Source organism: Streptomyces bobili, assembly GCF_002154575.1.
GTDB classification, from domain to species: domain Bacteria; phylum Actinomycetota; class Actinomycetes; order Streptomycetales; family Streptomycetaceae; genus Streptomyces; species Streptomyces bobili.
In genome coordinates, this window is record NZ_MUBA01000062.1 from 29,933 (window position 1) to 51,758 (window position 21,826).

25 protein-coding genes, 7 pseudogenes and 1 riboswitch are annotated in these 21,826 nt (G+C 67.6%); of the genes and pseudogenes, 16 read left to right on the forward strand and 16 right to left on the reverse strand.

What is annotated here, in order from left to right:
* Window position 1 precedes the first annotated feature (1 nt).
* Both BZL64_RS05820 and BZL64_RS05825 read right to left on the reverse strand, forming a co-directional pair.
* Window positions 2-2,335, reverse strand: a complete 2,334-nt coding sequence (locus tag BZL64_RS05820) for a tyrosine-type recombinase/integrase (RefSeq protein ID WP_244205210.1) — start codon at window positions 2,333-2,335, stop codon at window positions 2-4.
* Window positions 2,332-3,402: a tyrosine-type recombinase/integrase gene (locus BZL64_RS05825; RefSeq protein ID WP_244205211.1), complete on the reverse strand. Its 1,071-nt coding sequence runs from the start codon at window positions 3,400-3,402 to the stop codon at window positions 2,332-2,334. Before BZL64_RS05825 ends, BZL64_RS05820 begins: the two co-directional genes overlap by 4 nt.
* A 184-nt stretch (window positions 3,403-3,586) precedes the next feature.
* Between BZL64_RS05825 and BZL64_RS05830 the strand changes: the two genes are divergently transcribed.
* The gene (locus tag BZL64_RS05830) at window positions 3,587-4,174 is read left to right on the forward strand and encodes an SMI1/KNR4 family protein (protein WP_086766865.1); all 588 of its coding nucleotides are present in this window, start codon (window positions 3,587-3,589) and stop codon (window positions 4,172-4,174) included.
* Here the strand turns inward: BZL64_RS05830 and BZL64_RS40890 are convergent.
* The 4 genes from BZL64_RS40890 to BZL64_RS40905 form a co-directional block, all read right to left on the reverse strand.
* Window positions 4,121-4,429: a hypothetical protein gene (locus BZL64_RS40890; RefSeq protein WP_244205212.1), complete on the reverse strand. Its 309-nt coding sequence runs from the start codon at window positions 4,427-4,429 to the stop codon at window positions 4,121-4,123. The genes BZL64_RS05830 and BZL64_RS40890 overlap by 54 nt on opposite strands.
* A 219-nt stretch (window positions 4,430-4,648) precedes the next feature.
* Window positions 4,649-4,864, reverse strand: coding sequence for a hypothetical protein (locus BZL64_RS40895; protein ID WP_244205213.1), 216 nt, complete (start codon window positions 4,862-4,864; stop codon window positions 4,649-4,651).
* A 62-nt stretch (window positions 4,865-4,926) separates the two neighbouring features.
* Window positions 4,927-5,355, reverse strand: coding sequence for a hypothetical protein (locus BZL64_RS40900; protein ID WP_244205214.1), 429 nt, complete (start codon window positions 5,353-5,355; stop codon window positions 4,927-4,929).
* A 90-nt stretch (window positions 5,356-5,445) separates the two neighbouring features.
* Window positions 5,446-5,700, reverse strand: a complete 255-nt coding sequence (locus tag BZL64_RS40905) for a hypothetical protein (protein WP_244205215.1) — start codon at window positions 5,698-5,700, stop codon at window positions 5,446-5,448.
* 263 nt (window positions 5,701-5,963) lie between these two features.
* Between BZL64_RS40905 and BZL64_RS42135 the strand changes: the two genes are divergently transcribed.
* The 4 genes and pseudogenes from BZL64_RS42135 to BZL64_RS05860 form a co-directional block, all read left to right on the forward strand.
* A complete protein-coding gene (locus BZL64_RS42135; protein WP_425276016.1) occupies window positions 5,964-6,161 on the forward strand; it encodes a LexA family protein in 198 nt (65 codons plus the stop codon).
* Window positions 6,162-6,631: 470 nt separating this feature from the next.
* Window positions 6,632-6,838, forward strand: coding sequence for a hypothetical protein (locus tag BZL64_RS40915; protein ID WP_244205216.1), 207 nt, complete (start codon window positions 6,632-6,634; stop codon window positions 6,836-6,838).
* Between the two features lie 139 nt (window positions 6,839-6,977).
* Window positions 6,978-7,379: a hypothetical protein gene (locus BZL64_RS05855; RefSeq protein ID WP_086766833.1), complete on the forward strand. Its 402-nt coding sequence runs from the start codon at window positions 6,978-6,980 to the stop codon at window positions 7,377-7,379.
* Window positions 7,380-7,500: 121 nt separating this feature from the next.
* A pseudogene (locus tag BZL64_RS05860) lies at window positions 7,501-7,940 on the forward strand (transposase); the annotation flags it as partial.
* Window positions 7,941-8,172: 232 nt separating this feature from the next.
* Here BZL64_RS05860 and BZL64_RS42320 read toward each other — a convergent pair.
* Window positions 8,173-8,485 (reverse strand): annotated as a pseudogene (locus BZL64_RS42320) (ATP-binding protein); the annotation flags it as partial.
* 225 nt (window positions 8,486-8,710) lie between these two features.
* On the opposite strand from BZL64_RS42320, the gene BZL64_RS42325 reads away from it, so the two are divergent.
* Window positions 8,711-9,118 (forward strand): NUDIX domain-containing protein, encoded by a 408-nt coding sequence (locus tag BZL64_RS42325; protein WP_483025092.1) that lies wholly within the window; start codon window positions 8,711-8,713, stop codon window positions 9,116-9,118.
* On the opposite strand, the gene BZL64_RS05875 is transcribed toward BZL64_RS42325, so the two are convergent.
* Window positions 9,112-9,465 (reverse strand): DUF6262 family protein, encoded by a 354-nt coding sequence (locus BZL64_RS05875; protein WP_208639371.1) that lies wholly within the window; start codon window positions 9,463-9,465, stop codon window positions 9,112-9,114. The genes BZL64_RS42325 and BZL64_RS05875 overlap by 7 nt on opposite strands.
* A 381-nt stretch (window positions 9,466-9,846) precedes the next feature.
* Here BZL64_RS05875 and BZL64_RS42330 point away from each other — a divergent pair, with 381 nt between their 5' ends.
* From BZL64_RS42330 to BZL64_RS05900, 7 genes and pseudogenes are all read left to right on the forward strand, one after another.
* A complete protein-coding gene (locus BZL64_RS42330) occupies window positions 9,847-10,152 on the forward strand; it encodes a hypothetical protein (RefSeq protein WP_483025093.1) in 306 nt (101 codons plus the stop codon).
* On the forward strand, window positions 10,119-10,967 hold the full coding sequence (locus BZL64_RS42335; protein ID WP_483025094.1) for a tyrosine-type recombinase/integrase: 849 nt from the start codon (window positions 10,119-10,121) through the stop codon (window positions 10,965-10,967). Before BZL64_RS42330 ends, BZL64_RS42335 begins: the two co-directional genes overlap by 34 nt.
* A complete protein-coding gene (locus BZL64_RS40920; protein ID WP_244205222.1) occupies window positions 10,967-11,344 on the forward strand; it encodes a tyrosine-type recombinase/integrase in 378 nt (125 codons plus the stop codon). Before BZL64_RS42335 ends, BZL64_RS40920 begins: the two co-directional genes overlap by 1 nt.
* Window positions 11,344-12,561: a hypothetical protein gene (locus BZL64_RS05890; protein WP_208639372.1), complete on the forward strand. Its 1,218-nt coding sequence runs from the start codon at window positions 11,344-11,346 to the stop codon at window positions 12,559-12,561. Before BZL64_RS40920 ends, BZL64_RS05890 begins: the two co-directional genes overlap by 1 nt.
* A complete protein-coding gene (locus BZL64_RS40510) occupies window positions 12,450-13,211 on the forward strand; it encodes a tyrosine-type recombinase/integrase (protein ID WP_208639373.1) in 762 nt (253 codons plus the stop codon). Before BZL64_RS05890 ends, BZL64_RS40510 begins: the two co-directional genes overlap by 112 nt.
* Window positions 13,212-13,330: 119 nt before the next feature.
* Window positions 13,331-13,921 (forward strand): Mu transposase domain-containing protein, encoded by a 591-nt coding sequence (locus BZL64_RS05895; protein WP_425276017.1) that lies wholly within the window; start codon window positions 13,331-13,333, stop codon window positions 13,919-13,921.
* A gap of 221 nt (window positions 13,922-14,142) precedes the next feature.
* Window positions 14,143-14,541, forward strand: a pseudogene (locus BZL64_RS05900) (ATP-binding protein); the annotation flags it as partial.
* Here BZL64_RS05900 and BZL64_RS40925 read toward each other — a convergent pair.
* From BZL64_RS40925 to BZL64_RS40935, 3 genes and pseudogenes are all read right to left on the reverse strand, one after another.
* A pseudogene (locus BZL64_RS40925) lies at window positions 14,540-14,842 on the reverse strand (SAM-dependent methyltransferase); the annotation flags it as partial. The pseudogenes BZL64_RS05900 and BZL64_RS40925 sit on opposite strands and share 2 nt — an antisense overlap.
* A gap of 181 nt (window positions 14,843-15,023) precedes the next feature.
* Window positions 15,024-15,653: pseudogene (locus tag BZL64_RS42140) on the reverse strand (Mu transposase domain-containing protein); the annotation flags it as partial.
* Between the two features lie 9 nt (window positions 15,654-15,662).
* Window positions 15,663-16,184, reverse strand: coding sequence for a hypothetical protein (locus BZL64_RS40935; RefSeq protein WP_244205224.1), 522 nt, complete (start codon window positions 16,182-16,184; stop codon window positions 15,663-15,665).
* 172 nt (window positions 16,185-16,356) lie between these two features.
* On the opposite strand from BZL64_RS40935, the pseudogene BZL64_RS38950 reads away from it, so the two are divergent.
* Window positions 16,357-16,524, forward strand: a pseudogene (locus BZL64_RS38950) (ATP-binding protein); the annotation flags it as partial.
* A 43-nt stretch (window positions 16,525-16,567) separates the two neighbouring features.
* Here the strand turns inward: BZL64_RS38950 and BZL64_RS05920 are convergent.
* The 4 genes from BZL64_RS05920 to BZL64_RS05935 all read right to left on the reverse strand — a co-directional run bounded on the left by BZL64_RS05920 (window position 16,568) and on the right by BZL64_RS05935 (window position 20,066).
* A complete protein-coding gene (locus BZL64_RS05920; protein WP_158101509.1) occupies window positions 16,568-16,957 on the reverse strand; it encodes a hypothetical protein in 390 nt (129 codons plus the stop codon).
* Between the two features lies 1 nt (window position 16,958).
* The gene (locus tag BZL64_RS40940; protein ID WP_244205218.1) at window positions 16,959-18,206 is read right to left on the reverse strand and encodes a site-specific integrase; all 1,248 of its coding nucleotides are present in this window, start codon (window positions 18,204-18,206) and stop codon (window positions 16,959-16,961) included.
* Window positions 18,207-18,618: 412 nt separating this feature from the next.
* Entirely contained in the window at window positions 18,619-18,933 is a 315-nt protein-coding gene (locus BZL64_RS05930; RefSeq protein ID WP_086766842.1) for a helix-turn-helix domain-containing protein, read from the reverse strand.
* Window positions 18,930-20,066: a tyrosine-type recombinase/integrase gene (locus tag BZL64_RS05935; RefSeq protein ID WP_244205219.1), complete on the reverse strand. Its 1,137-nt coding sequence runs from the start codon at window positions 20,064-20,066 to the stop codon at window positions 18,930-18,932. Before BZL64_RS05935 ends, BZL64_RS05930 begins: the two co-directional genes overlap by 4 nt.
* 74 nt (window positions 20,067-20,140) lie before the next feature.
* On the opposite strand from BZL64_RS05935, the pseudogene BZL64_RS05940 reads away from it, so the two are divergent.
* Window positions 20,141-20,290 (forward strand): annotated as a pseudogene (locus BZL64_RS05940) (ATP-binding protein); the annotation flags it as partial.
* Between the two features lie 147 nt (window positions 20,291-20,437).
* Here the strand turns inward: BZL64_RS05940 and BZL64_RS05945 are convergent.
* Window positions 20,438-21,304: a bifunctional 5,10-methylenetetrahydrofolate dehydrogenase/5,10-methenyltetrahydrofolate cyclohydrolase gene (locus tag BZL64_RS05945; RefSeq protein WP_086766846.1), complete on the reverse strand. Its 867-nt coding sequence runs from the start codon at window positions 21,302-21,304 to the stop codon at window positions 20,438-20,440.
* 22 nt (window positions 21,305-21,326) lie between these two features.
* Window positions 21,327-21,412: riboswitch (ZMP/ZTP riboswitch) on the reverse strand.
* Window positions 21,413-21,560: 148 nt separating this feature from the next.
* On the opposite strand from BZL64_RS05945, the gene BZL64_RS40945 reads away from it, so the two are divergent.
* Window positions 21,561-21,826: DUF6308 family protein (locus BZL64_RS40945; RefSeq protein ID WP_244205223.1), on the forward strand; the 266-nt coding region annotated here is incomplete at its 3' end.

Here is a 21,826-nt window from a genome sequence, read left to right on the forward strand (position 1 = left end):
GTCAAGCTTGCTGTGCTTTGCCCTGGCGGACGTCGAGGATCGGCAGGAGGTTGGCGCCGGCCGGGACGTCGAGCTGTCGGGGTGTTGGCCCGGCTGGGGTGGGGGTGTCGGTGAGTCTGTCGAGGAGGCGGTCGAGCGCGCTCTGGCCGTCGGTGACGGCTGCTTGCTCATCCTCGGTGAGTGGGATCGAGATGGCCATCTTCTGCAAGTTGCCCTTGGCTTCCAGGAGTTGGGCTCTGGTGGAGTCCTTGGGGGTGTAGAAGTCGCAGCGTGCGCAGGCCATGCGGTGCTGGCACTGCTCGAAGAAGGTGTAGGTGCAGTAGCCGTGTCCGAGGTCGTAGTGCTGCCAGGGCTCGCCGCTTGCGGCGGCGCCGGAGGCGACCGCGTCCCGGTCGACCAGGACCTCGATGGTGCGGACGTTCCGTTCGAAGTAGCCCGCTTCGGAGTACGCCTTGGACAGAGTGTTCGGGGTGATCTTCGCGTAGTACTGGGTGGATTGTGGCGAGCGGTGTCCGAGCCAGGCTTGCAGCTCGAACAGCGTCATCGGTTCCTTGGAGTTGTAGAGCTGGCTGGCGATGGTGGACCGGGCTCGGTGGCTGGTGATGTTCCCGCGGACGTCGGCGTCCGGGACTCCGGCCTTGCGGCAGAGCATCGGGATGATCGTGTTGTTGATGTAGCTGGTGGAGACGCGGCGGGCGCGGACGGCGAACAGCAGCTCGACGTGCTCGCGGGTGCGGCGGTCGGTGAACTTCGGCTGGTCCGGGCGGACGGCCTGCCAGGCATCGATGGCCTGGCCGAGGATCGGGTCGACCGGCTTGGTGAAGGCGGTGCCGGTCTTGTGGGCCGGGACGTCGAGGAGGCAGACCGCGTCGCGGGCCAGAACCTGCTGCGAGTCGCCCGCGATCGAGCCCCCGTCGTGCTGCCAACGGATGCAGCCTAGTCTCAACCGGGCGATCTCGTTGCTGCGTTGGCCGGAGAACAGCCAGGTCAGCGTGACCGCGCGGACCAGTTCGAAGGGGTAGAAGTGCCCGGACCGGGTCTGCGGAAGATCTGCGGGATCGAGGTTGAGGCCGGCCCACAACAGCTTCGCCCAGACCTCGTCGGCGATCACCCGCGGGTCGGGGCCAAGCAACGCGGTGATGCTGCGGGGGATCGACAGAGCGCGTAGGGGGTCGAAGCGGCGGGGCAGCCACTCCCATTCCTGACAGTCCCGAAAGAAGGTCCGCAGCGCGGTGATCTGCCCGGCCTTGGTGGGAGCCTCCAGCGGCTTGCCGAGCCGGTCCTTGAGGCCGACCGTGCGCTGGACGTAGTCGCCGACTTTCATCCGGTCCAGTGCGGCGATCCAGGTCGCGCAGGTCCGTCGGGTCCAGTCGGTCGGATCGGCGGCGTCGGGCTGTTCGGCGGCGATCCATCGCCCGATTCGCAGGAGGGTGGATCGGATGCTGCCGCGGACGCGCGGGGTGAGGGTGGAGGTGTTGTGCCAGCGGTCGGCCCACTCTTCCCAGATCTTGGCACCGCCGGTGGCTCGCGTCGAGTGACGGCCGGTGCTCTGTAGTGGTGGATCGCAGAAGCCGAGCGCAGCGACCGCTCGTTGCAGAGCGTGCAGGGTGTTCAGCCGAGCACCCTCCAGCAGCCGTTCGCGGCGGACCCGGTCGAAGAGCGCGGTGTCCATGTCTTCCAGGTGCGGGCTGTGGTTGAGCAGAAACAGCTGGCACGCGACCGACGGCAGCAATGTGTCGTCGTCCTGGCCCAGTTGATAGCCCCAGGCCCGGAGGACCGTGCGGACCTGGGCGATCTCGCTGGTGACGCGGTCGCGTCCGAAGATCCGCCACGAGAGCGTGAGGCGTTGGAAGCTGCCGAGCTGGTGGAACTCGTTGAAGGAACCGAGCAGATAGGCGTGCGCCGCGAGGTAGGGGCGGACTTCATCCCCAGCCCAGGCGGGTGCGTGCCGCCGGAACTCGGCCTGGGTGCGGCCGAGCAGACGGGTCCAATCCTGCGTTGTCCAGCCCCAGTAGGTCCGGCCGGTCTGCGTGCTGTGCGTCAGCAGAAGGGCGATCACGTCGAGCATGGCCCGTCGGCGGTGCGCAGTGGGCGGCGAGTCGAGTGCGGAGTTGACCGCCTCCAGCGGACCCAGCAGCCGTGTGATCACGTGCCAGCCCGGTGCGGCCGGGTCGTGGTACTGAAGCCGGCGCAGATTGCGGACACCGAGTTCGAGGACGGCCCGTGTTTCAGCAGGTCGGATCGCGACGGCCGTGTCGTAGCGGTCGGGGACGATGGGCCAGGACCAGCGGCCCTCGGTGGCCTCGGTGGCGATGACCAGCGACGGTGCCCTCACCGCGACACCTCCGCCGCCGCGCCGGCCGGGGCGGTGAGCATCTGTATTCGCCAGGCATGAATGTGGTCCATGCCGCGGGCCAGCTTGTCGGCCAGGTCCCGGCCGGAGAGGTGGATGTACTGAAGGGTGGAGTCGGTGTGACGGTGCCCGGCAAAGGACGCGATCGCGTGCAACTCCCAGCCCATGCGGGCCAGATCGGTCAGACACAGGTGCCTGGTGGTATGCGTGGAGAACCGCTCGACACCGGAGGCCAGTGCGAGCCTGCGGACCACCTTTGACCAGGTCCAAAGGCTCAGCGGCTGGGCGTGATTGCGCCGCGATTCTGACAGGAACAGCGGCCCGCGGGCCCGGCTGATCGTGGCCCGGTGGGCGAGGTAGTCGGACAGCAGCACCCCCGTCGGTGCCGAGTAGGGCACCACCCGCTCCAGCCGGTTCTTCGTCGTTTCCGCCCGAATCCGCAGCGTGCGGTGGGCCGGATCGACGTCTTCGGTCCGCAGCGAGCACAGTTCCTCACGGCGCAGGGCGGCGTCGTAGGCCAGGGCGAGCATCACGCGGTTGCGTACCGGCTCGCGCTTGGCGACCTCCAGGACGCTCAGCCACTGCTGTTCTCCGGGAATCCACGGCAGCTTCGTCAGCCGCGGCACCAGGCCACGCTGCTGACCGCCAGTTCGCCGGCCGGGGGTGTACCGACCGCGGCCGACCGGGTTGGACTCCCGCAGCCCCTCTTCCATGAGGAAGTCGTAGAACAGGCGGACCGGCACCAGCCGCTGCTGGATCGTCGCGTTCGCCAGTCCCGCCCCCGAGTCGATCGAGATCACGTTCGCACCCCGACGGTGCGGCCGCGAGCTCAACTCCCGTACATAGACGGCGATATGGGCGCGGTTCGCAGTGACCGGATCGACGCTCTCCCGCTCGCTCATCAGCAGGTACTCGGCCAGTCCCCGACCGTAGGCGTCGATCGTGCGCGGTGCCCGTCCCAGATCCGTCCACACCATCAGCCAGGCCGCAGCCTGCTCGTGTCGGCCGAGCACCGGCCACTTCTCTGTGAGAACCGTCGTGCCGCTCAAGCCATCTCCCAAGTCCGTGGTTACGCCGGGGAGACATGATCACCCCAGCAGATTCCACGTAACTTTTAAGATGCTCAAGCGCCAGATGTTCGGCCGGGCCGGCTTCGCTCTGCTGCGGAAGAGGGTTCTTCTGGCCAGCTGACCACAGTCACCCATAGGGTGACGGGGACGAGAGAAGAGCACGATGGATCCCCGCATACCCCGCCTGCGTCGCAAGCTGGCCGCGATCCCTTTCCAACCACTCCGCAGCCACTCCTTCGGGGAAGAGCAGCACAAGTTCTGCCTCGGTCCGAAGCTGGCGGAAGCACGCGTCGCTGCGTTCGAGGCCGAGCACGACATCGTCCTGCCCGACGCCTATCGACAATTCCTCACGCACATCGGAGGCTCAGGCGCGGCACCGTTCTACGGCCTCATGACGATGGAGCAGTGTTCCCTGCTGGTCATGAATCCGCGCGGAGAACCGGGTACACCCCGCGGCTTCGACGGCACGGACCCCAGGTCCGACGGACGCGATCTCTTCCTCCACATCATCGAGATGGGTTGCACGGACGTATGCGTCATCGCGGTGACCGGACCCCTCACCGGCCGCGTCCTCATTGGTAACAGCGACGGCTTTTGGGGCCCCAACGTCTCCTCCGCCACCGACTTCCTCGACTGGTACGAACGCTGGCTCAACCACATGAGTGCCGGACGCGACAACCGGGCCCTGGAACTCACCTCACCGCGGCTTCGCGCCCATCCCGACCGGCATCGCATGGCTCCGAAGATCTGACGCCGCGACAGCTCCACGGGATGTGAGCCAGAACCCAGACTCATGAAGGCCGGGATCAGGTCGAGGGACGTCCTGGTCGTCGGCCCGGTGCATGCGCAGCCGGCTGACATCGTCCAGGATCACCGCCTTGACGCCGTGGTCGTGGAGGGAGTCGGCGACTTGCCGTACCAGTTCCGGCAGAGTGGCCGACTTGCGCATCTCGGCGCGGAAGAAGCCCAGGATCGAGGCGCAAGGGCTCTTCGGTGTCGCCGTCACCGGAGTCGAGACGTAGACGACCGGCGCGTGGATGTCACGGGTGCCCGGCAGAGTCCCTGGGTTTGAGGTAGCTGTGCATCTGCAGTCAGTGGTCCTCGAAGACGGCCGCGGTCGAACAGACCGATGCCGTCTTGCCGTAGTTGTCCCAGCCGCTGACCATGACGCCGGCGCGTGTGGGGTCGTCGTGCTTCATCGTGTTCCCGCGCAGTCGGCGGCGGATCAGCCTGCGACCTTGTCGTGCATGGGGGTGTCCTGCAGCGGGAGGTTCGCGTTCGTCAGGTGGCGGAAGAGGTCGTAGTCCGCGCTGCGGCTTTCCGGGATTGTCCTCCACTGCTGAAGTGAGATCGCCGGGGCGGGAAGGAGCAGGCCGCGGCGTGATCGGTAGCTCTGCCAACCGACGTAGGCGTCGCGCGGCGGGTGCCCGCCCAGGATCAACTCAGCGATCTTGGACCGTAAAGGTAGGCCCTCCAGCTGATCACCGTGTGAGGGGGCTCGGCTCACGCGTCGTCCTCCCGGATAGTCGTCTCGGCGTCTGCGTCGTCGCACGGCGGCAGGAACATGGGCCGTCGGTTCAGGGCTTCGTGCAGCGTCGGCGGAGCCACCGGCCGGGTTCCAGCGAGTGCTTGTTCCCGTCGTCGGCGGCGGTCGGTGTCGACCGCCCGCTCGATCATGCGGGCGTGCTCCGCCCAAGCTGCAGGCATCAAGGCCGCAGACGGCTCGTCCGCGGGGGTCGGTTCGGCGGGACGGTCGGCCGCCGCGGTCTGCCCGCGGGTGATCTCACGGGCGTGGGCGACGCGTCGCTTCTTCCCGGCCTTCTTCTCGGCCTGGCTGGGCCACTGGTCGACGGGAGTGACCGAGCCGAGGATTCCGAGCAGAAGCTCCAACAGCTTGTCCTCGGAGTGGACCTTGATGTTGTTCGCCTTCACGTGTCTCAGGAGAGCGTCGGCGGTCTTGTCGGAGAAGGCGGGAATCTCGCCCTCGGGCGGCAGCCCTCGCCAGCGCAGGACGTGCCAGGTCTAGTGGTCGGCCGGGTCTTGGAAGAACACCTGCCGGCGGTCCCTGCGGTCACTGCGGACCACCCACTGGTCCACGTGCCTGCCGCCTCGGGAAGTGGGCTGCCCAAAGCGCGGCTCGTCGAGGACCGGGTGGTGATACCAGAGCCCGAGGATCTTCACTCCGCGCCGCGGATGGACCTTCACGTGGTGCTTGCGCAGGACCTTGTAGTAGAAGCCCGGTTCGGGGAAGTCCAGGTCGAAGCCGCCCTGTTCCATCGCCGCGGCGAACAGGGTGTTGAGGTTGTGGTCCTCACCCGGTGCCCAGCGCGGGGCGTATTCGCCCAGTTTGCGGTTCTGTCACTGGCAGAACCGCGAGCACGACGGACTGCGGGATCCAACGGCCCCCGGCCGGCCGGTCGTTCACGCCGAACGAGAAGTACGCCGAGCTCATCGAAGCCTGCGGATACATTCCTGTCGCCCTCACCGGCGACGACTATGCTGGAGCGGCAGTGGTGAACCGGCGGCCGGAGCATCTGACCGTGAGGGAGGAGGAGATCCTCCGCGTGATCCGCCGCTCCATCCGGGACCGGGGAGAGGCCCTGTCGGTGCAGCAGCTGGCGCGGGAGATCGGGATGCGCAGCACGGCGTCGGTGGCCTATCACCTGGCCAACCTGGAAAAGCGCGGGGCGCTGGTCCGTGACGGCCGCAGCTGGCAGACCTGCCGCCTGACCCGCTAGCAGACGCAGCACGGCGGTGGCCGCGCCGGGCTCTGCGGGAGCACTGCCAGGCTCTGGGCGGCTGATACTGCCGACTGCCTCTCACCGCGGGCTCGCCGCCCCCTACGATGCCGTCGTGCGGAACACCAAGGCGTTCAAGGAAGCCGTTGCCCAGACGCTCGCTGAGCTGGCCCATCGGGGGGTGACCCTCGCGCCGGCGACCGTGGCGGACACCATCGAGAAGCAGATCAGCACCGTTTCCGAGCGTCTCGGCATCCAAGTGCGCTCAGCCTGGCGTTACTTCGGCGCGGCCGTGATCGCCGACCGCCTCGCCCAGAGCCTGCGTTCCTACGAGGGAAGCAGCAGCGGGAAGGACGTCGGGGAGGCACCCACGCCGCCACTGGACAACCCTGAACTCACGCTGGTCCTCGCCGGGGTGCCGGAATTTCCTGGTCCAGACTGGCGGCGACCTGTAGGCCGTCATCATCAACGTGGCGGTCAACGCCTGGATGGCCGGCCACATCCACGGCGAGGACGGCTGCACCGGATGCGACGCCAGCTGCGGCGACGCTGGGCACGACTGGCAGGCCCGGATGCGCGCCATCACCGAGATGCAGCCCGACATCACCAAGTGGTTCGACCGCGACGTATGGACCGCCGCGGTCAACGACACCGGGTACACCGTCACTCGCCGCTGACGTGGCCCAGCAAAGGTGGTGGAAGAAGACCTGATCACTCCTGGCGTCCACGCTTTCGCCACGCTGGTGCAGTGGTTCACCCTGGTGCGGAAGTCTCCAGGGGATGGCCAGTAGCGGGAAGCGCGTCGGAAGCGCAGGGATGAGCGTGATGTGGGCGGCAACGACACTGGAATCAGGACGGTTCTCCGCAGTCGAGAGATGTTCGGACATCGGGGAGCTGGCGGATCACTTCAGCGTGCTGCGCTGTCGTGGCCAGGGGTACCTTGAAGTCCGGTTGCCAGGAAGTGCGTTTCCCCTGCTGACTCTGGGCTTTCGAGACGGTCAAGCAGTCGTCCATCGGTTTGATGAGGCTGAGAGATTGTCCCTGCTCGCCGCAGACGGCATCGCCGCAGCGGACGCCGTGGTCGACGTCCCGGTCATGGATGACATCGCCGTCTTCAGTGGCAAATTCGTCCTGGCCGTCGACCGCGCGTGGGCCCTCGTGCACGACTTCGTCCAGACGAGGGCGCCTGGCGAACTGGGCGAGTGGTGTGAGTTGTAACCACGGAGCTCTTTCAGAGTGGCCCCTGATCGGGTGACGACGTCGCCGTCCGCAACGGACAAGGCTCCTGTGCCGTTGAGGGAGGTGTTCGACGTCTCAACCCATCGGCGCAGAAGCCCTGTTGGTCCCACATCCTGCCGCACTCGACCTGCCCCATGCGCTCATCGAGTGGGTCACCATGCTCATCGTCACCCGCGAGGGTGACCGCCGCTGCAAGCTCCCGCCGCACCAACGTGCCCTCGTCGGCCTGGTGTAGCTGCGGCGGCACGACACCCTCGCCCAACTCGCGGCCGGCTCGGCATCTCCGTCGGCACCGCCCACGCCTACACGACAGCCCTCATCGCCCTCGCGGAGTGCGACCGGGTCGGCGACAGCCGGGCCGACTTCTCCCAAAAACACCGACGCCATGGAGTGAACGTGCAGGTGGTGACCGATCCAGCCGGACGACTGCTGTGGATCTCACCCGCACTGCCCGGCCGCGCACACGACCTGACCGCAGCCCGCACCCACCGGATCATCCGGATCTGCGAACGCCAAGGCGTCCCGATCCTCGTCGACCGCGACCGCCTTCGAGCCGCGGTGGCACCCGATCATCCACGAGGCGTTGCGGGTGCGCGAGGGCACTGGTGCGCCGTCGTCCTATGACGCGGCCCCGGTACACCGGGGCCGCGAGACGGCCGAGTTCACGGCCATGGTCGTCGAGGCCGGTCTGGCGCCGGGGGCCTCTCGGGGCTGAGGATCGACTCCGCGGTCGGTGATCGCGTCGGTTTCCCCAGCCCTCGGGCAGAGTCGGCTACTTGATCGGGGGTTCGGTCGGGTCGGTGGGGTTCTTCGGTCGTTTGTTGGGTCGGTAGCTGGGGCCGTGCATGATGATCTGGTGGTTGGCGTTGATCAGCCGGTCCAGGAGTGACTCGGCGACGACCGGGTTGGGGAAGAGCGGATACCAGTCGCTGGGTGCCCGGTTGCTGGTGATGATCAGGACCGCCCCTGACGCTCGGAGACGAGTTCGTAGAGGTCATCGGCCTGGGAGGCGGACAGCTGATGGCGCCCTGCCGGACGGCCTGGTGACCGAGAGCCTGGGCGACGTGTGTCTTCCCGACGCCGACGGCTATCGAGGGTTCGGTTCGAGATTCCGCATGCTGTTGCTGGGTGCGATCTTCCTGAGATCGATGCGATGTGGCTGCGATGTCAGTGCGGCCTCGTATGTTGGCCCGATGACTCAGAAGGTGGTCGACGAGCGGGCCGTCGAGGCGGCTGTGAACGATGCCGAACAGGCGATAGCCGAGTTCGACGGGGCCTGCCGGTGGCTGGCTGCTGCCCGGCAGGGACTGATGGAGCCTCTTGCGGTCGAGGTCTGGGTATTCGACAAGGATCTTGCCCGGGTGGTGTTGGTGAAGCACCGTTGGCGGGATTGGGTTCCACCGGGCGGGAAGGTCGAGGCCGGGGAGACGTCGCGCGAGGGTGCGACCCGAGAGCTTCTTGAGGAGACGGGCCTTCGGGTGGAACTGCTGCCCGAGCCGGCAGCAGTTGCGGTTCGCTCCTTTCATCCGGACTGGCCGGTCACTCTCGGGTTGTCGTATGCGGCCGTCGTTGATGCAGCGGCCTCGTTTGTCCCGGAGGCCGGGCAGCCGGTGGCCTGGAAGAGGCTGGACGAGGGCTGGGAGAGCTATTTTCCCGACGATCTATCCCGAATCCGTCAGCATGCCGCGTGGTTGGCTGATCGGTTGGGCCGTCACTGAGAGACTGATGCTGTTCCTCCGCGGCGGGTGAGTTCGCGTCGGAGGTCGAGGTTCTCGCCGTGGGCTTGCTCGAGTGCGTCTCTCAACGCCTGTACTTCTTCGCGGTGCTGCTTCTTCAGGCGGGTGATCTGGCCGGTCAGGGCGAGGACGAGGGTGCTCTGCTCGTCGGCTGGAGGCGTCGGTGCGGGAACCGGCCGGGCTTGAGTCCGGAGCCGTTCGATGCGTCCGCGCAGGTCGGGGTGGTTATAGAGGAACGCGTGAGAGACGTCGGCCTCGCGCTGGACGGCCTGGAAGGTGATCGGCTCGCCGCGCTTGACCAGGGTGCGGATCGCCTTCTCCGCCGCCAACGGCGAAAGCATCCTCGTTGGCTACAGCGAGAAGAGCATGCACTCCGAAAGGTCCATCGGCTACCCGTGTCGGCGTACACGTGAACGTCCCCACCCGCGTACGGATGAAAAGGGACAGTTGCTGATGCGTTGAGACCTGCTGCTCGGCACTCTGCTGCTTGGTCGGTGAGAGGCGGCAGGAGGCGGTCGACGGTGGTCCTGGATCCGCATCGTTGGTCGGAATTGCGGCGCTTCCGGAGTCTGTTGGAGTCCGGGGCGATCAGCCTGTCAGAGGTGGTCCGGGAGACGGGGCTGGACCGGAAGACGGTCCGCAAGTATCTGTCGGCACCGGGGCCGGCAACCCCGCCACGGCGGTCGCCGAGCGGGCGGTCGAAGGCGAGGGTGATCGACGAGTTCGCTCCGCTGGTCGACTCGATGTTGCGGGCGGAGATTCTGATGAAGGCCGCGGTGATCCACGGGCGGCTGGTGGCGGAGTACGGGTTCACCGGCAACTATCAGCGGACCAAGCTCTACGTTCACGAAGCCCGGCCTCGGATCGCCCAGGAGCTCGGCATCACGCCGAAGGAACTCGCCGGGATGCACCGCCGGTTCGAGGTGATTCCCGGCGCTCAGGCCCAGGTCGACTGGGCGACGAGGGCAAGATCCTCGCCCACATGGGCATCCCTAAGGTCTACTCCTTCCACATGACGCTGTCGTACTCGCGCGACCCGTTCTGCTGCTTCACCACCAGCCAGGACCTACAGACCTTCTTCGACTGCCACCGCCGGGCCTTCGCCCATTTCGGCGGTTATGTGGGTGACAACTCTTCCGCGATCTCGTGTTCCCGGTCAGGATGGTCGCTCCCGTCGAGGAGCTCGGATGGCCTGGCAGCCGCAGTTGGTACGGCGCGTCGACGCTGCGGGAACCCCGCGGCCTCGCTGGGGCACGCCCTGGTCGACGACTACCTGCAGTTCGTGGCGGCCCGCTGTCGTCCGAACACCCTGCTGGCCACCGCCTACGACCTGAACGTCTTCTTCTCGCTGGTGCCCAAGGAACCGGTCGACGTCGTCACCGCAGACATCTTCGCGTTCATCACCGCGCAGAAGAAGCCGCGGCGGGGGCCGAAGGTCGTCCGGCTCGAAGACGGTGAAGCCGGGCTCTCGGCCCGCACCATCAAGCGCCGGCTCGCCAGCATCTCAGGGCTGTTCGGCTACCTGATGACCCGCGACGACCTCGCCATCGACCGCAACCCGGTGCCCACAGGGTTGGCCAACCGCCGTCGCAGCGGCAACCGCGGGGCACCGCTGCTGCGCACGCCCCGCACCCTTCCGCGGGTCCTCGGACCGGGCGAGGTCGAGGCAGTACTCGGTGCGGTGAACACCGCGCGGGACCGAGCCATGATCCTTGCGATGCTACTGGGCGGACTGCGCCGCTGCGAGGTCCTCGGCCTGAAGCTGGGCGACCTATCACCGGGTGAGCGTCGGGTCTCATCAGCGAGGGCAAGGGCGGGCACCAGCGCCTGATACCGGTCTCCGCGCAGTTCTTCACCGCGGTCGGCGACTATCTAGACCGGGAGCGTCCACCGGTCGACCACGACCAGCTGTTCGTCGTCCTGCGCGGGCCGACCCGTGGCCGGCCCTTCTCGGCCGACGGCCTGGACGAGATCCTCGATGGCGTCCGCAAGCGCGCTGGCCTGGCGAAATTGACCTGCCATCAGCTCCGGCACACCTGCCTGACCCGGCTGCGCGAGGCGGGCATGGCCCTGGAAGCCGTACAGGCCCAGGCTGGACACCGCTCCATCGAATCAACCCGCATCTACATCCACCTGGCGAACAGCTGGCTCGTCGAGCAGTACCTGCAGGCGAGTGCCGCCATCGACGCCGACCGGGCGGGCAGCTGATGCGCCGGGCCCGCGCTGCGGTCCTGCCGATCGTGCGCCCGGACCTCGTCGAGTCCTACCTCGCCCACCGGGCCGCGCAGGGCATGAACACCGGCCACAAGGTCCGCTGGGGAGCACGGGCCCTGCTTGCCGCAGTGCCCGACCTGACCGACTTCTGCCGCCTGCCGCTGGAGCGGCAGCTCGCGTTCAACCACGAGACCCACCGGTTCATCAGCTGGCTGTCGGTGACCGGACGGATGCAGCCGGGCGGCGATTACCTGGTGGCCCGCCGTCCGCGGCTGGGCATCGTGCTCGCGCGAACGGAGCCGGAGCTTCATCTGCGGTTCATGGAGACCGCCCGCACGCTCGGCTTTCGCGACGCCGTGGCGATGACCCAGTTCAACCTGCTGGGCCACTTTGTCGCGCTGTTCGGCACACGGCCGGACCAGCTGCAGCAGAGCGACTGGGACGAGGGACGCCGCCTGCTGCTGGAGGCGGCCCGCCGCATCCCCAACCGCGGTGTCAAGGCCCTGTCGACCGCCCTGTTCAACCTGGAAGCCACGCTGTTCCACTGCGAGTTGACGGACCAGCTTCCCCGCCGCCGTTCCCCGGACCGGGCCGACATCCGGGCCCGGGAGTGGGCCCGGGTCCCGGCCGGGATGGCGGACACGATGCAGCACTACCTGCGGCAGATCGCCGGCACCATGCGGCCGGGGACCGTGAAGAACGCCGAGCTGACGCTGCGGGAGTTCGCCCTGCTGGAGTCAGCCGAAGACACCGCCGTGACCTGCGTCGCCGAGCTCAAGCGGCGGCACGTCGAACGCTATCGGCAGTGGCTGCTGGAGCGTCCGGCCGCCCGCGGCGGACCGCTGCACCGGCACACTGTCCGTGACCGGCTGAGCAAACTCCGCGGCTTCCTCCACCGCCTGGACGAGTGGGATTCTGCCGACCGGCCGCCCCGCCAGCTGGTGTTCGACAGCGACTTCCCGATCGCCGACGAACCGCTGCCCCGCTTCCTCGACGATGCCGCAGCCGCCAAGCTGCTGGCCGCCGCCCGCCAGGACACTGATCCGTTCGCCCGGCTGGCCATCGAGATCCTCGCCCGCACCGGGATGCGCGCAGCGAGATGCTCGGCCTCACCATCGACGCGGTCCTCCAGATCGGCTCCGCCTACTGGCTCCGCGTCCCGGTCGGCAAGATGCACACCGACCGCTACGTTCCCCTTCACCCGCAGATGAAGACGCTGCTGGACGACTGGCTGCTGCACCGGCCAGACGGCCTGCGCTCGAACCTGCTGTTCACCGACCACGGCCGCCCGGTCAACGCTTCCCACATCGAGGCCGCGGTCCGCAAGGCCGCCGAACGGGCTGGCCTGGGCCGGGTCACGCCGCACCAGCTCCGGCATACTCTGGCCACCCAGGCGATCAACCGGGGCATGTCCCTGGAGGCCGTCGCGGCACTACTTGGCCACCGGTCGTTGTCCATGACACGTGTTTTCGCGCGGATCGCCGACCGGACCGTCGCGGACGAGTACTTCGCGGTCTCGGAGAAGGTGGAGGCCCTCTACAACGCCCCGCGCCAGCTGCCGGCGGACGCCGAGGGCGCGGAGATGGCCAAGCTCCGCCGAGAGATGCACCGCCGGATGCTCGGCAACGGCTACTGCGCTCGCCCCGTCGAGATGGACTGCCACTTCGAGTCGATCTGCGAGTCCTGCACGTTCTTCGTCACCACGATCGAGTTCCGGCCCACGCTCGAACGCCAGCGGGACGACGCTGCAGCCAAGGGACAGGTAGCCCGCGAGCAGATCTTCGACGGACTCCTCAGCCGACTCGACGGAGAAGCGCGGCCACTGACAACGCTTCGTCGGGCTACGAAGCAACGTCCCTGATGCCTCGCCGCGGGCCAGTTCAACATTGATCGCATCGGAGCCGCGTGAGGCGGGGCCCTGCCCCGGGCTCAGCACGACCGGTGGCTTGACATCGAGACCCGCATATTAGAGGGGTGCCGATGACGATCGTCTACGACCGCACGAAGACCGTCGTCCGCCGCCACGTCGCCCCGGGCGAGGCGGTCCCGCTGCACCCGGAAGCGGTCGGGTTCGCCGGCCACTACGACTTCGACATCGACGTCCTGGCCGCCTACCGGCCCACTGGCAAGGGCCGCGTCGAACGGCAAGTCCTCATCGTCCGCGACTACGTCCTGTCCGGCCGGTCCTTCTCCTCCGTCGAGGAGATGGACGCCGCCTTCGCCACATGGGTGCCGCAGCGACGGGCCCAGGCCCACCGGACCCACCAGCAGATCATCGGAGAGCGGGCGGCCCGCGACCACGTGGCTCTCAAGCCGCTGCCTTCGACTCCGTATCTGGTGGCCGAACGGCACCTGCGGCCGGTCGGCAAGGACTGCCTGGTCGCTTTCGGCGGCAACCTCTACTCGGTGCCTGCCCGCAGGGTCCAACCGCGTCAGCTGGTGGAGATCAGGGCCACGAAATCGCAGGTCATGCTGCACTCCACCCTCGCTGACTCAAGTGGCGAGACGCTGCTGGCCACCCACCCGCGGGCGGTCGGCCGCGGGGCCCGCGTCGTCGACGAGGCCCACTGAGACGGTCTGCCCACCGGCAAGGGACGCCGCACCACCACCGGCGATGTCCTACCCCGGCCCCGCCAGGAGCGTCCACGGGGCGAGGAGGCCGGACCCCTGCAGGCCCTGCTGAACCGGGCCGCGGCCACCCGCATCGAGGTCGGCCGCAGGCCGCTGTCGGTCTATGACGAGCTGACCGGCACCCCTCCCTTCACCACCCGTCCGAGCACGAGGGAAACGTCTTGAGCGAGCTGGTCTCCACCCGCATCCGCAACACGGCCGGCAAGCTCGGCCTGCCCCACCTGGCCGAAACGATCAACGAGTACACCCGGCGGGCCGACGAGGGGAAGATGGGCTACCTCGACTTCCTCGACCTGGTCCTGTCCGAGGAACTGGCCGTCCGCGACGACCGCCGCTTCCGCCAGGGCCTGCGGCTCTCGAAGCTGCCACACCACAAGACGCTCGACGAGTACGACTTCTCCTTCCAGCCCGACCTCGACCCGCGCAAGGTCAAGGACCTCGCCACCCTCTCGTTCGTCGACGGCAAAGCGAACGCCGCCCTGCTCGGGCCGCCCGGGGTCGGTAAGACACACATCGCTGTCGCTCTCGCGGTCGCGGCCTGCCGGGCCGGCAGGCGGATCAGCGCGCCGGCTCAGACGTGCCTCGCGCCTGGTCGCGGCTGGCGACCACGAGGTATCCATCGCTCTCGGGGTCGAAGGTGGTGGACTGCACCGTGAGCCCAACGCTCCGCAACTGCGCCACGAGGTCCTCGTACCGGTAGGGCCAGATGGACAACCGCTCCGAGCAGGCTCGCATTGCCCCATCCGGCTCGATCTGGGCGACCACGATCTCGAGGAAGTGTTCCTGCTCCCAGCGCTGCTCGATCTGCCAGTAGTAGCTGACGACCGCATCGCTGTCGTTGCGGCGGATGAGTCGCCCCCTGGGCAGCGCGGAGCCTATAGAGGATGTTGACCTCCAGCAGCTGGTCGACGACTTCGCGGCAGGCGTCGCCGACCTCGGACGCCTGGCTGCGGCACCAGACCGGCGTCCGCATCTGAAAGGCGATCTTCTCTGGCGGATAGTCGCTCTTGTCGATGCGTTTGCCCTGGTCAAGGGCTGCATGGGTCTTGACGAGCTGGCCGTCGTAGAAGACCTGGACCATCGTGGCGGTCGAGCGGACGTCGACGCGGCGGCCGATCAGCTTCCACGGAACCGAGTAGAGGGTGCGGCCGACCTTGATGTGGATGTCCGGACCGACCGTGGCCGTCGACCAGCGGGCCAACACGAACGGAGTCGGCGGCAGAGGCAGCAGTTCGGCCGCCTCCAACGCGTCGAACACGGTCATCGGGGCGGCCCCGCCCAGCGGCCGGCACTTCCGCCGCCCGGCGACCTGCTGGCTCCAGGTCACGGCCTCGGCCTGCATGTGCTCGATGGAGGTGAACTCCCGGCCTCGCCAGAACGAGTCGCGGACATAGGGCATCGGCCGCTCGACCCGCGGCTTGTCCTTCGGCTTCGCCGCCCGGGCCGGATCGACCAACGCTCCGTAGTGCGTTGCGAGTTCGGCAAACGCATTGTTGATCTTCGGGTCGTAGAGGTCGAGCTTGTCGACGCCGGTCTTGAGGTTATCCGGGACGAGCCGGCGCGGGACGCCGCCGAAGTAGCGGAAGGCCGCGACGTGCGCCTCCGTCCACGCGTGCTGGTCCAGGTGCAGCACCGGCCGGACAAACATGTGCCGCGAGCACGGCAGCACCATCACGAACGCCTAGACCCGGTGGCGTTTCCCGGTCCGCGGATCGATCCACGGCCCGAGGAAGCCGTAGTCGATCTGAGCCTCCGAACCGGGCTCGATGTCGTCGCGCAACACTGTGACCTGCGACTTCGCCACCTCGTCCGGAAGCGTCGCGTGCACCCATCGACGGAACGAGGAGATCGGCACCTGCAGTTTGTGTTCGTCACGCAGGCGCTGGTGGATCGTCGAGACGGTCACTGTCCCGAGCAGGCTCTTGATGTAGTCGCGGTGCTGGTCGATGTCCGGCCAGGTCACCTGCCTCAGCCTTTTGTCGACGAGCCCCGGGAACCACTCCTTGATCAGCTTCGACCAGTCGGACTCGCTCATCGGCGGGCCGCCCGGGCTGATCCCGGACGCTTCCGCCGGCGCCAGGTACTTCCTGACCGTCTTGCGGTCCACCCCCAGCGACGCAGCCAGCTCGCTCTTCGAGCGGCCCGCGTACCAGTGGACGTAGATCTCGGCGATGTTGACCACGACGAACGTTCTCCTCGCCATCCGGGCTGCCCATCGGCCATCCGAACCACGGGGCGAGGAACTTGACCAGCTCCGCGACGACCAGGTCCCTCGATCCCGACCTCCGCGCTACCCATGTCCAATTAGGAGAATTCGGGATGGGGAATTACATGACGCTCAAACCGCCCAACCTGGGGAAAAACTTGATTGTCGACGGCTGACGAACAAGCTCGGCACCTACCTGCGGCCCAGCGTTCTCGTCGTTGACGAATTCGGCTACCAGCCCCTCGAACGAGCCGAGGCAAACCTGGTCTTCCAGGTCATCTCTAAGCGCTACGAGAAGGGCTCCATCATCCTGACCTCGAACAAGACCTTCAGCAAAGCGCACATGTTCCGGCGAACGTGTGCAAGGCAGCGCCGAAACCTCACGGGTTCGGGGGTTCGTCCTGCGCCGCCATCTTGTAGTCGTGGTATTCGGAGCAGACAACGCCCTCGTTGACCCAGCGGCCGGGCAGAGCGCCGAGCTCGCTCTCGGCGAGGTCGAGTGCCTCCTCGGGGGTCGCCTTCGTGGCGATGGCCTTCCCCCAGGTCTCGTCGTCGGGATCGATGGGAGGGAAGTCGTCGATGGCCGAGTAGGTCGCTGTGCCAGCGTCCTCGACTTCGCTCAGGTAGATGGTGATGCCCTCTCGGCCGGGGCCGAGGGCAAGCCAGCGAAGCGCTTGGCGGCCATCGTGGTCGAAGCCACCCAGGAATTGTTCGATCTGCTTCCCGCGGCGCAACGCTCCTACTGCAAAGGATCGGGTGAGGTGCCGCACCTTATTGTCTCCGTTCTTGCTGGTCGGGCAGGCGTCCTGCATCGACGTGGTCCGAGAGGTAGATCATGACGCCTTCGGCGTCCATGCCGAGGGCCGCGGCGACGAGCTTGGGGTCGAGAGCGTTGACCAGGTCGGCCAGGCGAGTGCTCCGGAGAGTCCGTGGTCCGATGCCGCATGGATCCAGGATGTGGCTGACATAGGCGGTGGATGCCGGTGCTCGGCCGGTCTTTGTGATGCGGGTGACGATCACGTGGGGGTTGTCGGTGTTCTGGTACTCACGGTGAGCCAGGCAGCGTTGAAGCACTGCCCAGCTGGCCGGGTCCAGAGGCACCGGATGCGGCCGTTTGCCCAGGTGGACGGTGCGGCTGGTGGAGTCGAGATCGTCAACTCGTAGGAGCCGGACTTCGCTGCTGGAGGCCGCATGGAGGAGGGCCAGGATTCCCAGCAGGGCCTCGTGCGGATGCGCGTCGGCGCTGGTGGTCCAGCGGCGGAACAGCTGGCGCTGCTGGTCGACGGCAATGGTGGTGCCACTGAATCCGGAGGGACCTTTGGCCTTGACTCCTCGGGTGGGGTCGACGAGTACAACCTTGCGGGATCGAGCGAAGCGGAAGTACTGCCGCAGCACAGTCAGCCGGCGCTGGCGGGCTTTGGGCATGGTCGCCAGGAAGGCCTCGATGTCGTGAACATCGGTCAGAGACCAGTCCCGCTTGTCGCGTGTGCTGGTCAGGAAGTGGGCGAGGTCGCGGACGATGGCCAGGGCCGCGTCGATGGTGCTGTCGGTGCGAGGCAGCGTGCCGGCCCTCCGGGCCCGCTCGCGTGCTCGCAGCAGGGACTCGGCAAACGCATGTACTTGGGGTCGAAGCGGGAGCGGGGTGGCCTCGATGCGGCGTTGGCGGCGACCGGCGGCGAGTCGTTCGGCGTGGTCGGTGGCAAGGGCGAGGCCTCGCTGGGTGAAGAAGTCCTCAAGCGCGCGGGCGAGGGAGCCCATTGAGCGGCCGGGGCGGCGGGCGCGGTCCAGCAGGACTTGAGGGTGGTTGGGGTGTTCGTCCTGCAGCAGTCGTCCCAGGGTGCTGATCATGGTGCAGGCTCGGCTTGGGCAGTGCCGGACCGCGAGGTGACCGGCGAAGTCTTCGAACCAGGAAACGGGCTCGGGGAGCCGGGCGGCGAGGTTATCGGCGGCGATGAAGGGGCGGTCGGGGTGTTTCTGCCAGCATGCCGAGCAGAGTCCGAGTCCGGCATGGCGCCGCACTTGACCGCAGCTGGCGCAGGGCCGTGGTGGCTGTTTGGCCTGCCGCTGGCGTGAGCAGTGGCCGCACCATCCGGTGTCACTCCGCAGGAATCCGGGTCGCTGGCAGCGCGGGCAGAGCTGCTTCGAGGCCTGCCGCTCGGCTTGTCGCCGGCAGTTTCCGCAGTGGCTGGCTCTGGGCGAACGGACCGCGCGATCGCAGTCTTCGCAGGTCCGCGAACAGGTGATGCACCGTCCGGTGTCCTCTTGCAAGACGCGAGATCTTCGGCAGGCAGGGCAGGTCGCGCGGGTGGCTTCGTCCTTGATTCGAGCTGTGCATCGGCAGCAGTATTGACGGCCGATGATGCCGACCGATGCCCCGCATCCGACGCAGTCCCGCTGTCTCTTTCCCATGCTTCTCCCACACCTCCTGCGGTCAGATCGGCGGCATCGACCGGCCCCGGGCCGAAGCGGCCCGGGGAAGTTCGGCTGCCGGTCGAGGCGGTGCCGCAGGGCGTTCGACGGGGGTGGTGTCGACCTCGATCAGGTCGTTGGGGGTGCACTCCAGCGCGGTGCACAACGCTGCGAGCGTGGACATCTTCACCTGGGAGGGTTCCTTGGTGAACAGGGCGGATACCGAGGCGGAGGACAGTTCCAGGCCGGCCTTCTCGGCCAGGAGACGTCGCAGCTGGGCGCCGGTCCAGACCTCGCGCTGAGCGGCGGCCAACCGTAGCTTCCACTTGATGTTCACGGCGTGTGGTCCTCTCCGGTGAGCTCGCTGAGCGTGGTGGTCACGGCGCGTCGATAGGCATCCTCGATGAACGTGGCCGAGGGCCGGACGTATCTCATGGTCGAACTGACTGTCCAGTGACCGAGCAGCTGTTGGATGGCCACCAGGTCCACTCCGCGCTCGTAGTTGTGGGTCGCGCAGGCCCGCCGCAGGGCATGAGGACTGAACCGGTCGACTGCCGGGCGCCCCTCGAGCTCCATCAGATAGCGCAGGCGGTTGCGGATCGTGCCCTGATGGAGGTGGCCGCCGGATTCGTCGGCGAACAGTGCGGGCGAGTCGGGGAACTTGCCGCGGACGTCGTCGAGGAACCAGCGCAGGACCAGGTCCAGCTGGTCGAGCATGGGAACCCAGCGCGGGCGGGGACCGGAGGTATGGGCGCCTTTCCCGAAGCGGACGTGGAGTTTGCCGAACGGGCCGCGGGAGAAGTGAACGTCGGAGCGGTCCAGGAGTGAGGCCTCTTCCGAGCGAAGGCCTGCGTGATACAGCGTCCGGAACAAGGCGTAGTCACGCGCGGCGGGTGCGTACTTGCGGGCGGTGGCGATCCGTGCCTTGAGGAACTCGAAGAACTCCTCGACCCGCTCGGGGGTCGGCGGCGGCAGCAGGGCCGGCGAGTCGTCGCCGACATGCCGAGAGGCGTTGAACTCATCCACTGGGCAGACCAGGCGGACGCCGAACGCGGCCTCGATCTCGACCGCTTTGCGGGCCTGCAGGAAACGGTGGAAGCCCTTGAAGATCTGGACGTACCCGCGGCGGGTGGAAGGCGCCCGCCCTTCCACGGCCAGGCCGCCGACCACACGGTCGATGTCCTCGGGCGTGACATCCCAAGCCGGCCGCCCCAGGGCCTTCAACGTCCGCTCCAGCAGGCCGATGTCGTTGTCCACCGTCACCGGGCTGAACCCCCGGGCCCGCCAGGAGGCCACGTAAGCCTCCACGCACAACTCCTGGAACTGCCACGGATCCCAGGCAACAGGGACCTCGGGCAACGTCCGGCCCTCGATCACCCGCAGACGCGACTCCACCATCTGGCACACCTTCCTCGCACCTGACGAATGAAGGTAGCGCCTACAAAACCGCTCTGTCAGCAAGACAATCAAAGAGGCACCCAGACCCCCAAAACGGCCAGGTCGCAGGGCACTCTCACGATGAGGAACAAGTGCCAGCCCCAGTTGGCTGGACGAAGACGTTCACCGACCCGCGTCTTTGCGCGGCCATCGTCGACCGGCTCACCTTCAACGGCGCCATCATCGAGACCGGAACCGACTCCTACCGCCTCGCCACCACCCGAGCCCGGGCCGCAGAACCCGCCAAGGCCGGCTGACACATTCTCGGGCCGCCTCCTCGGCGGCTCACCGCCCTCACGGGCGGCGAGCCGCCATCGCAAGCACCGCCCGCCAGCTCGACACACGGTTTCCCGTTTTGAGCCGAAACCTTGCTGCCATGCCACCCATGAGCTGCTGGCGAGGCGTCAGTGGCGCTGCATTCCGAGCTGGTCCGCGGCGGCTTCCACGGTCTGCGCGAGCAGGACGGCAATGGTCATCGGCCCGACACCGCCGGGAACCGGAGTGATCAGACGAGCCCGGGTGAGGGCGGTGTCGTAGTCCACGTCGCCGACGTTGCCCGGGTTGTAGCCGGCGTCGATCACGACCGCGCCAGGCTTGATGTCCTCACCGCGGATCAGCCTGGGCCGTCCCACGGCTGCTACCACGACGTCCGCTTCCCGGACGATCGCCGACAGGTCCGTCGTGCGGGAGTGGCAGTACGTCACGGTTGCGTCCTTGGCGAGCAGGAGCATCCCGGCCGGCTTGCCGAGAATCGCGCTGCGACCCACCACGACGGCGTGCTTGCCGGCGAGTTCGACGTCGTACGCTTCCAGCAGCTGCATGATCCCGCCCGGAGTGCAGGACACGAAGCCCGGCAGCGCGAAGCTCATCGCGGCGAAGGAATGCATCGTGACCCCGTCGACATCCTTCTCCGGAGCGATGGCCTCGAACGCCGCTCGCTCGTCGATGTGTGGGCCACAAGGATGTTGGAGCAGGATGCCGTGCACTTCCGGATCGCCGGAAAGGTCAGCCAGGGTGTCGATCAGCTCGGCGGTCGTGGTGGTGGCGGGCAGACCGATATGCCGGGACTGGATGCCTGCCTTCGCGCACCGCGCTCGCTTCATGCGAACGTACGTGGCCGACGCGGGGTCCTCTCCCACCAGCACCGTCGCCAGACAGGGACTGGTCCCCGTGCGTCGTGAGATCTCCGCCGCCTTGGCAGCAGCCTCTTCGACGATGCGTTTGGCGAGGCTGGTGCCATCCATGAGCTGGGCCGTCTGAGTCGCGGACATCGTTGACCTCCAGGCGTTGCTGACCACTCGCCCAGGCGCACGGCAACGACGTCTCGTCAGACCGCTCCCCGGTGGTGCTCCACCTCAGCGCCAGTCACGGCCCACTCTGAACTGTAGTAGACGCAGCATGCTCACACCGATCAGCGTCCTCGGTCAGGAGCGACTTGCGAAGGACGACCTCCTCTGCGGTGACGTCAATTCACGTGAACATTCCTGACGCGTCTACGCGTCAGATGCCTCCCCAACTCGCAGACAAATGCTGCTGCCGGAAGTGAACGAAGCCATGCGACGTTACTTCGGGGTTGGTCTGCTGCCGGGCGGGGTGGCGTTCACCGGCAGTCGGTTCGAGTATCTGGCGGGTGGGGGAGATCGGCCGGTGGTTGCCGATCGGGTCATGGCGGAGGGCCTGGTCGCGGTGCGGACCTTGTCGGTGACTGTTCCGGCGTCCGTCGCGCTGGAGATGCTGGAGGGGCGCCTCGGTGCACGGCTGTCCGGCCTGCTGCAGGCCATTCCCAGGGACAT

Excerpts from the sequence above, each read along its gene's own strand:
- BZL64_RS42335 (WP_483025094.1), top strand. The coding sequence starts at position 10,119 with ATGGGCATCCCTAAGGTCTACTCCTTCCACATGACGCTGTCGTACTCG.
- BZL64_RS05890 (WP_208639372.1), top strand. The coding sequence starts at position 11,344 with ATGCGCCGGGCCCGCGCTGCGGTCCTGCCGATCGTGCGCCCGGACCTC.
- BZL64_RS40510 (WP_208639373.1), top strand. The coding sequence starts at position 12,450 with ATGCTCGGCCTCACCATCGACGCGGTCCTCCAGATCGGCTCCGCCTAC.
- BZL64_RS05895 (WP_425276017.1), top strand. The coding sequence starts at position 13,331 with ATGACGATCGTCTACGACCGCACGAAGACCGTCGTCCGCCGCCACGTC.
- BZL64_RS40935 (WP_244205224.1), bottom strand. The coding sequence starts at position 16,184 with ATGGCGAGGAGAACGTTCGTCGTGGTCAACATCGCCGAGATCTACGTC.
- BZL64_RS05855 (WP_086766833.1), top strand. The coding sequence starts at position 6,978 with ATGAGCGTGATGTGGGCGGCAACGACACTGGAATCAGGACGGTTCTCC.
- BZL64_RS42325 (WP_483025092.1), top strand. The coding sequence starts at position 8,711 with ATGGAGCCTCTTGCGGTCGAGGTCTGGGTATTCGACAAGGATCTTGCC.
- BZL64_RS05830 (WP_086766865.1), top strand. The coding sequence starts at position 3,587 with ATGGATCCCCGCATACCCCGCCTGCGTCGCAAGCTGGCCGCGATCCCT.
- BZL64_RS05945 (WP_086766846.1), bottom strand. The coding sequence starts at position 21,304 with ATGTCCGCGACTCAGACGGCCCAGCTCATGGATGGCACCAGCCTCGCC.
- BZL64_RS40905 (WP_244205215.1), bottom strand. The coding sequence starts at position 5,700 with ATGGAACAGGGCGGCTTCGACCTGGACTTCCCCGAACCGGGCTTCTAC.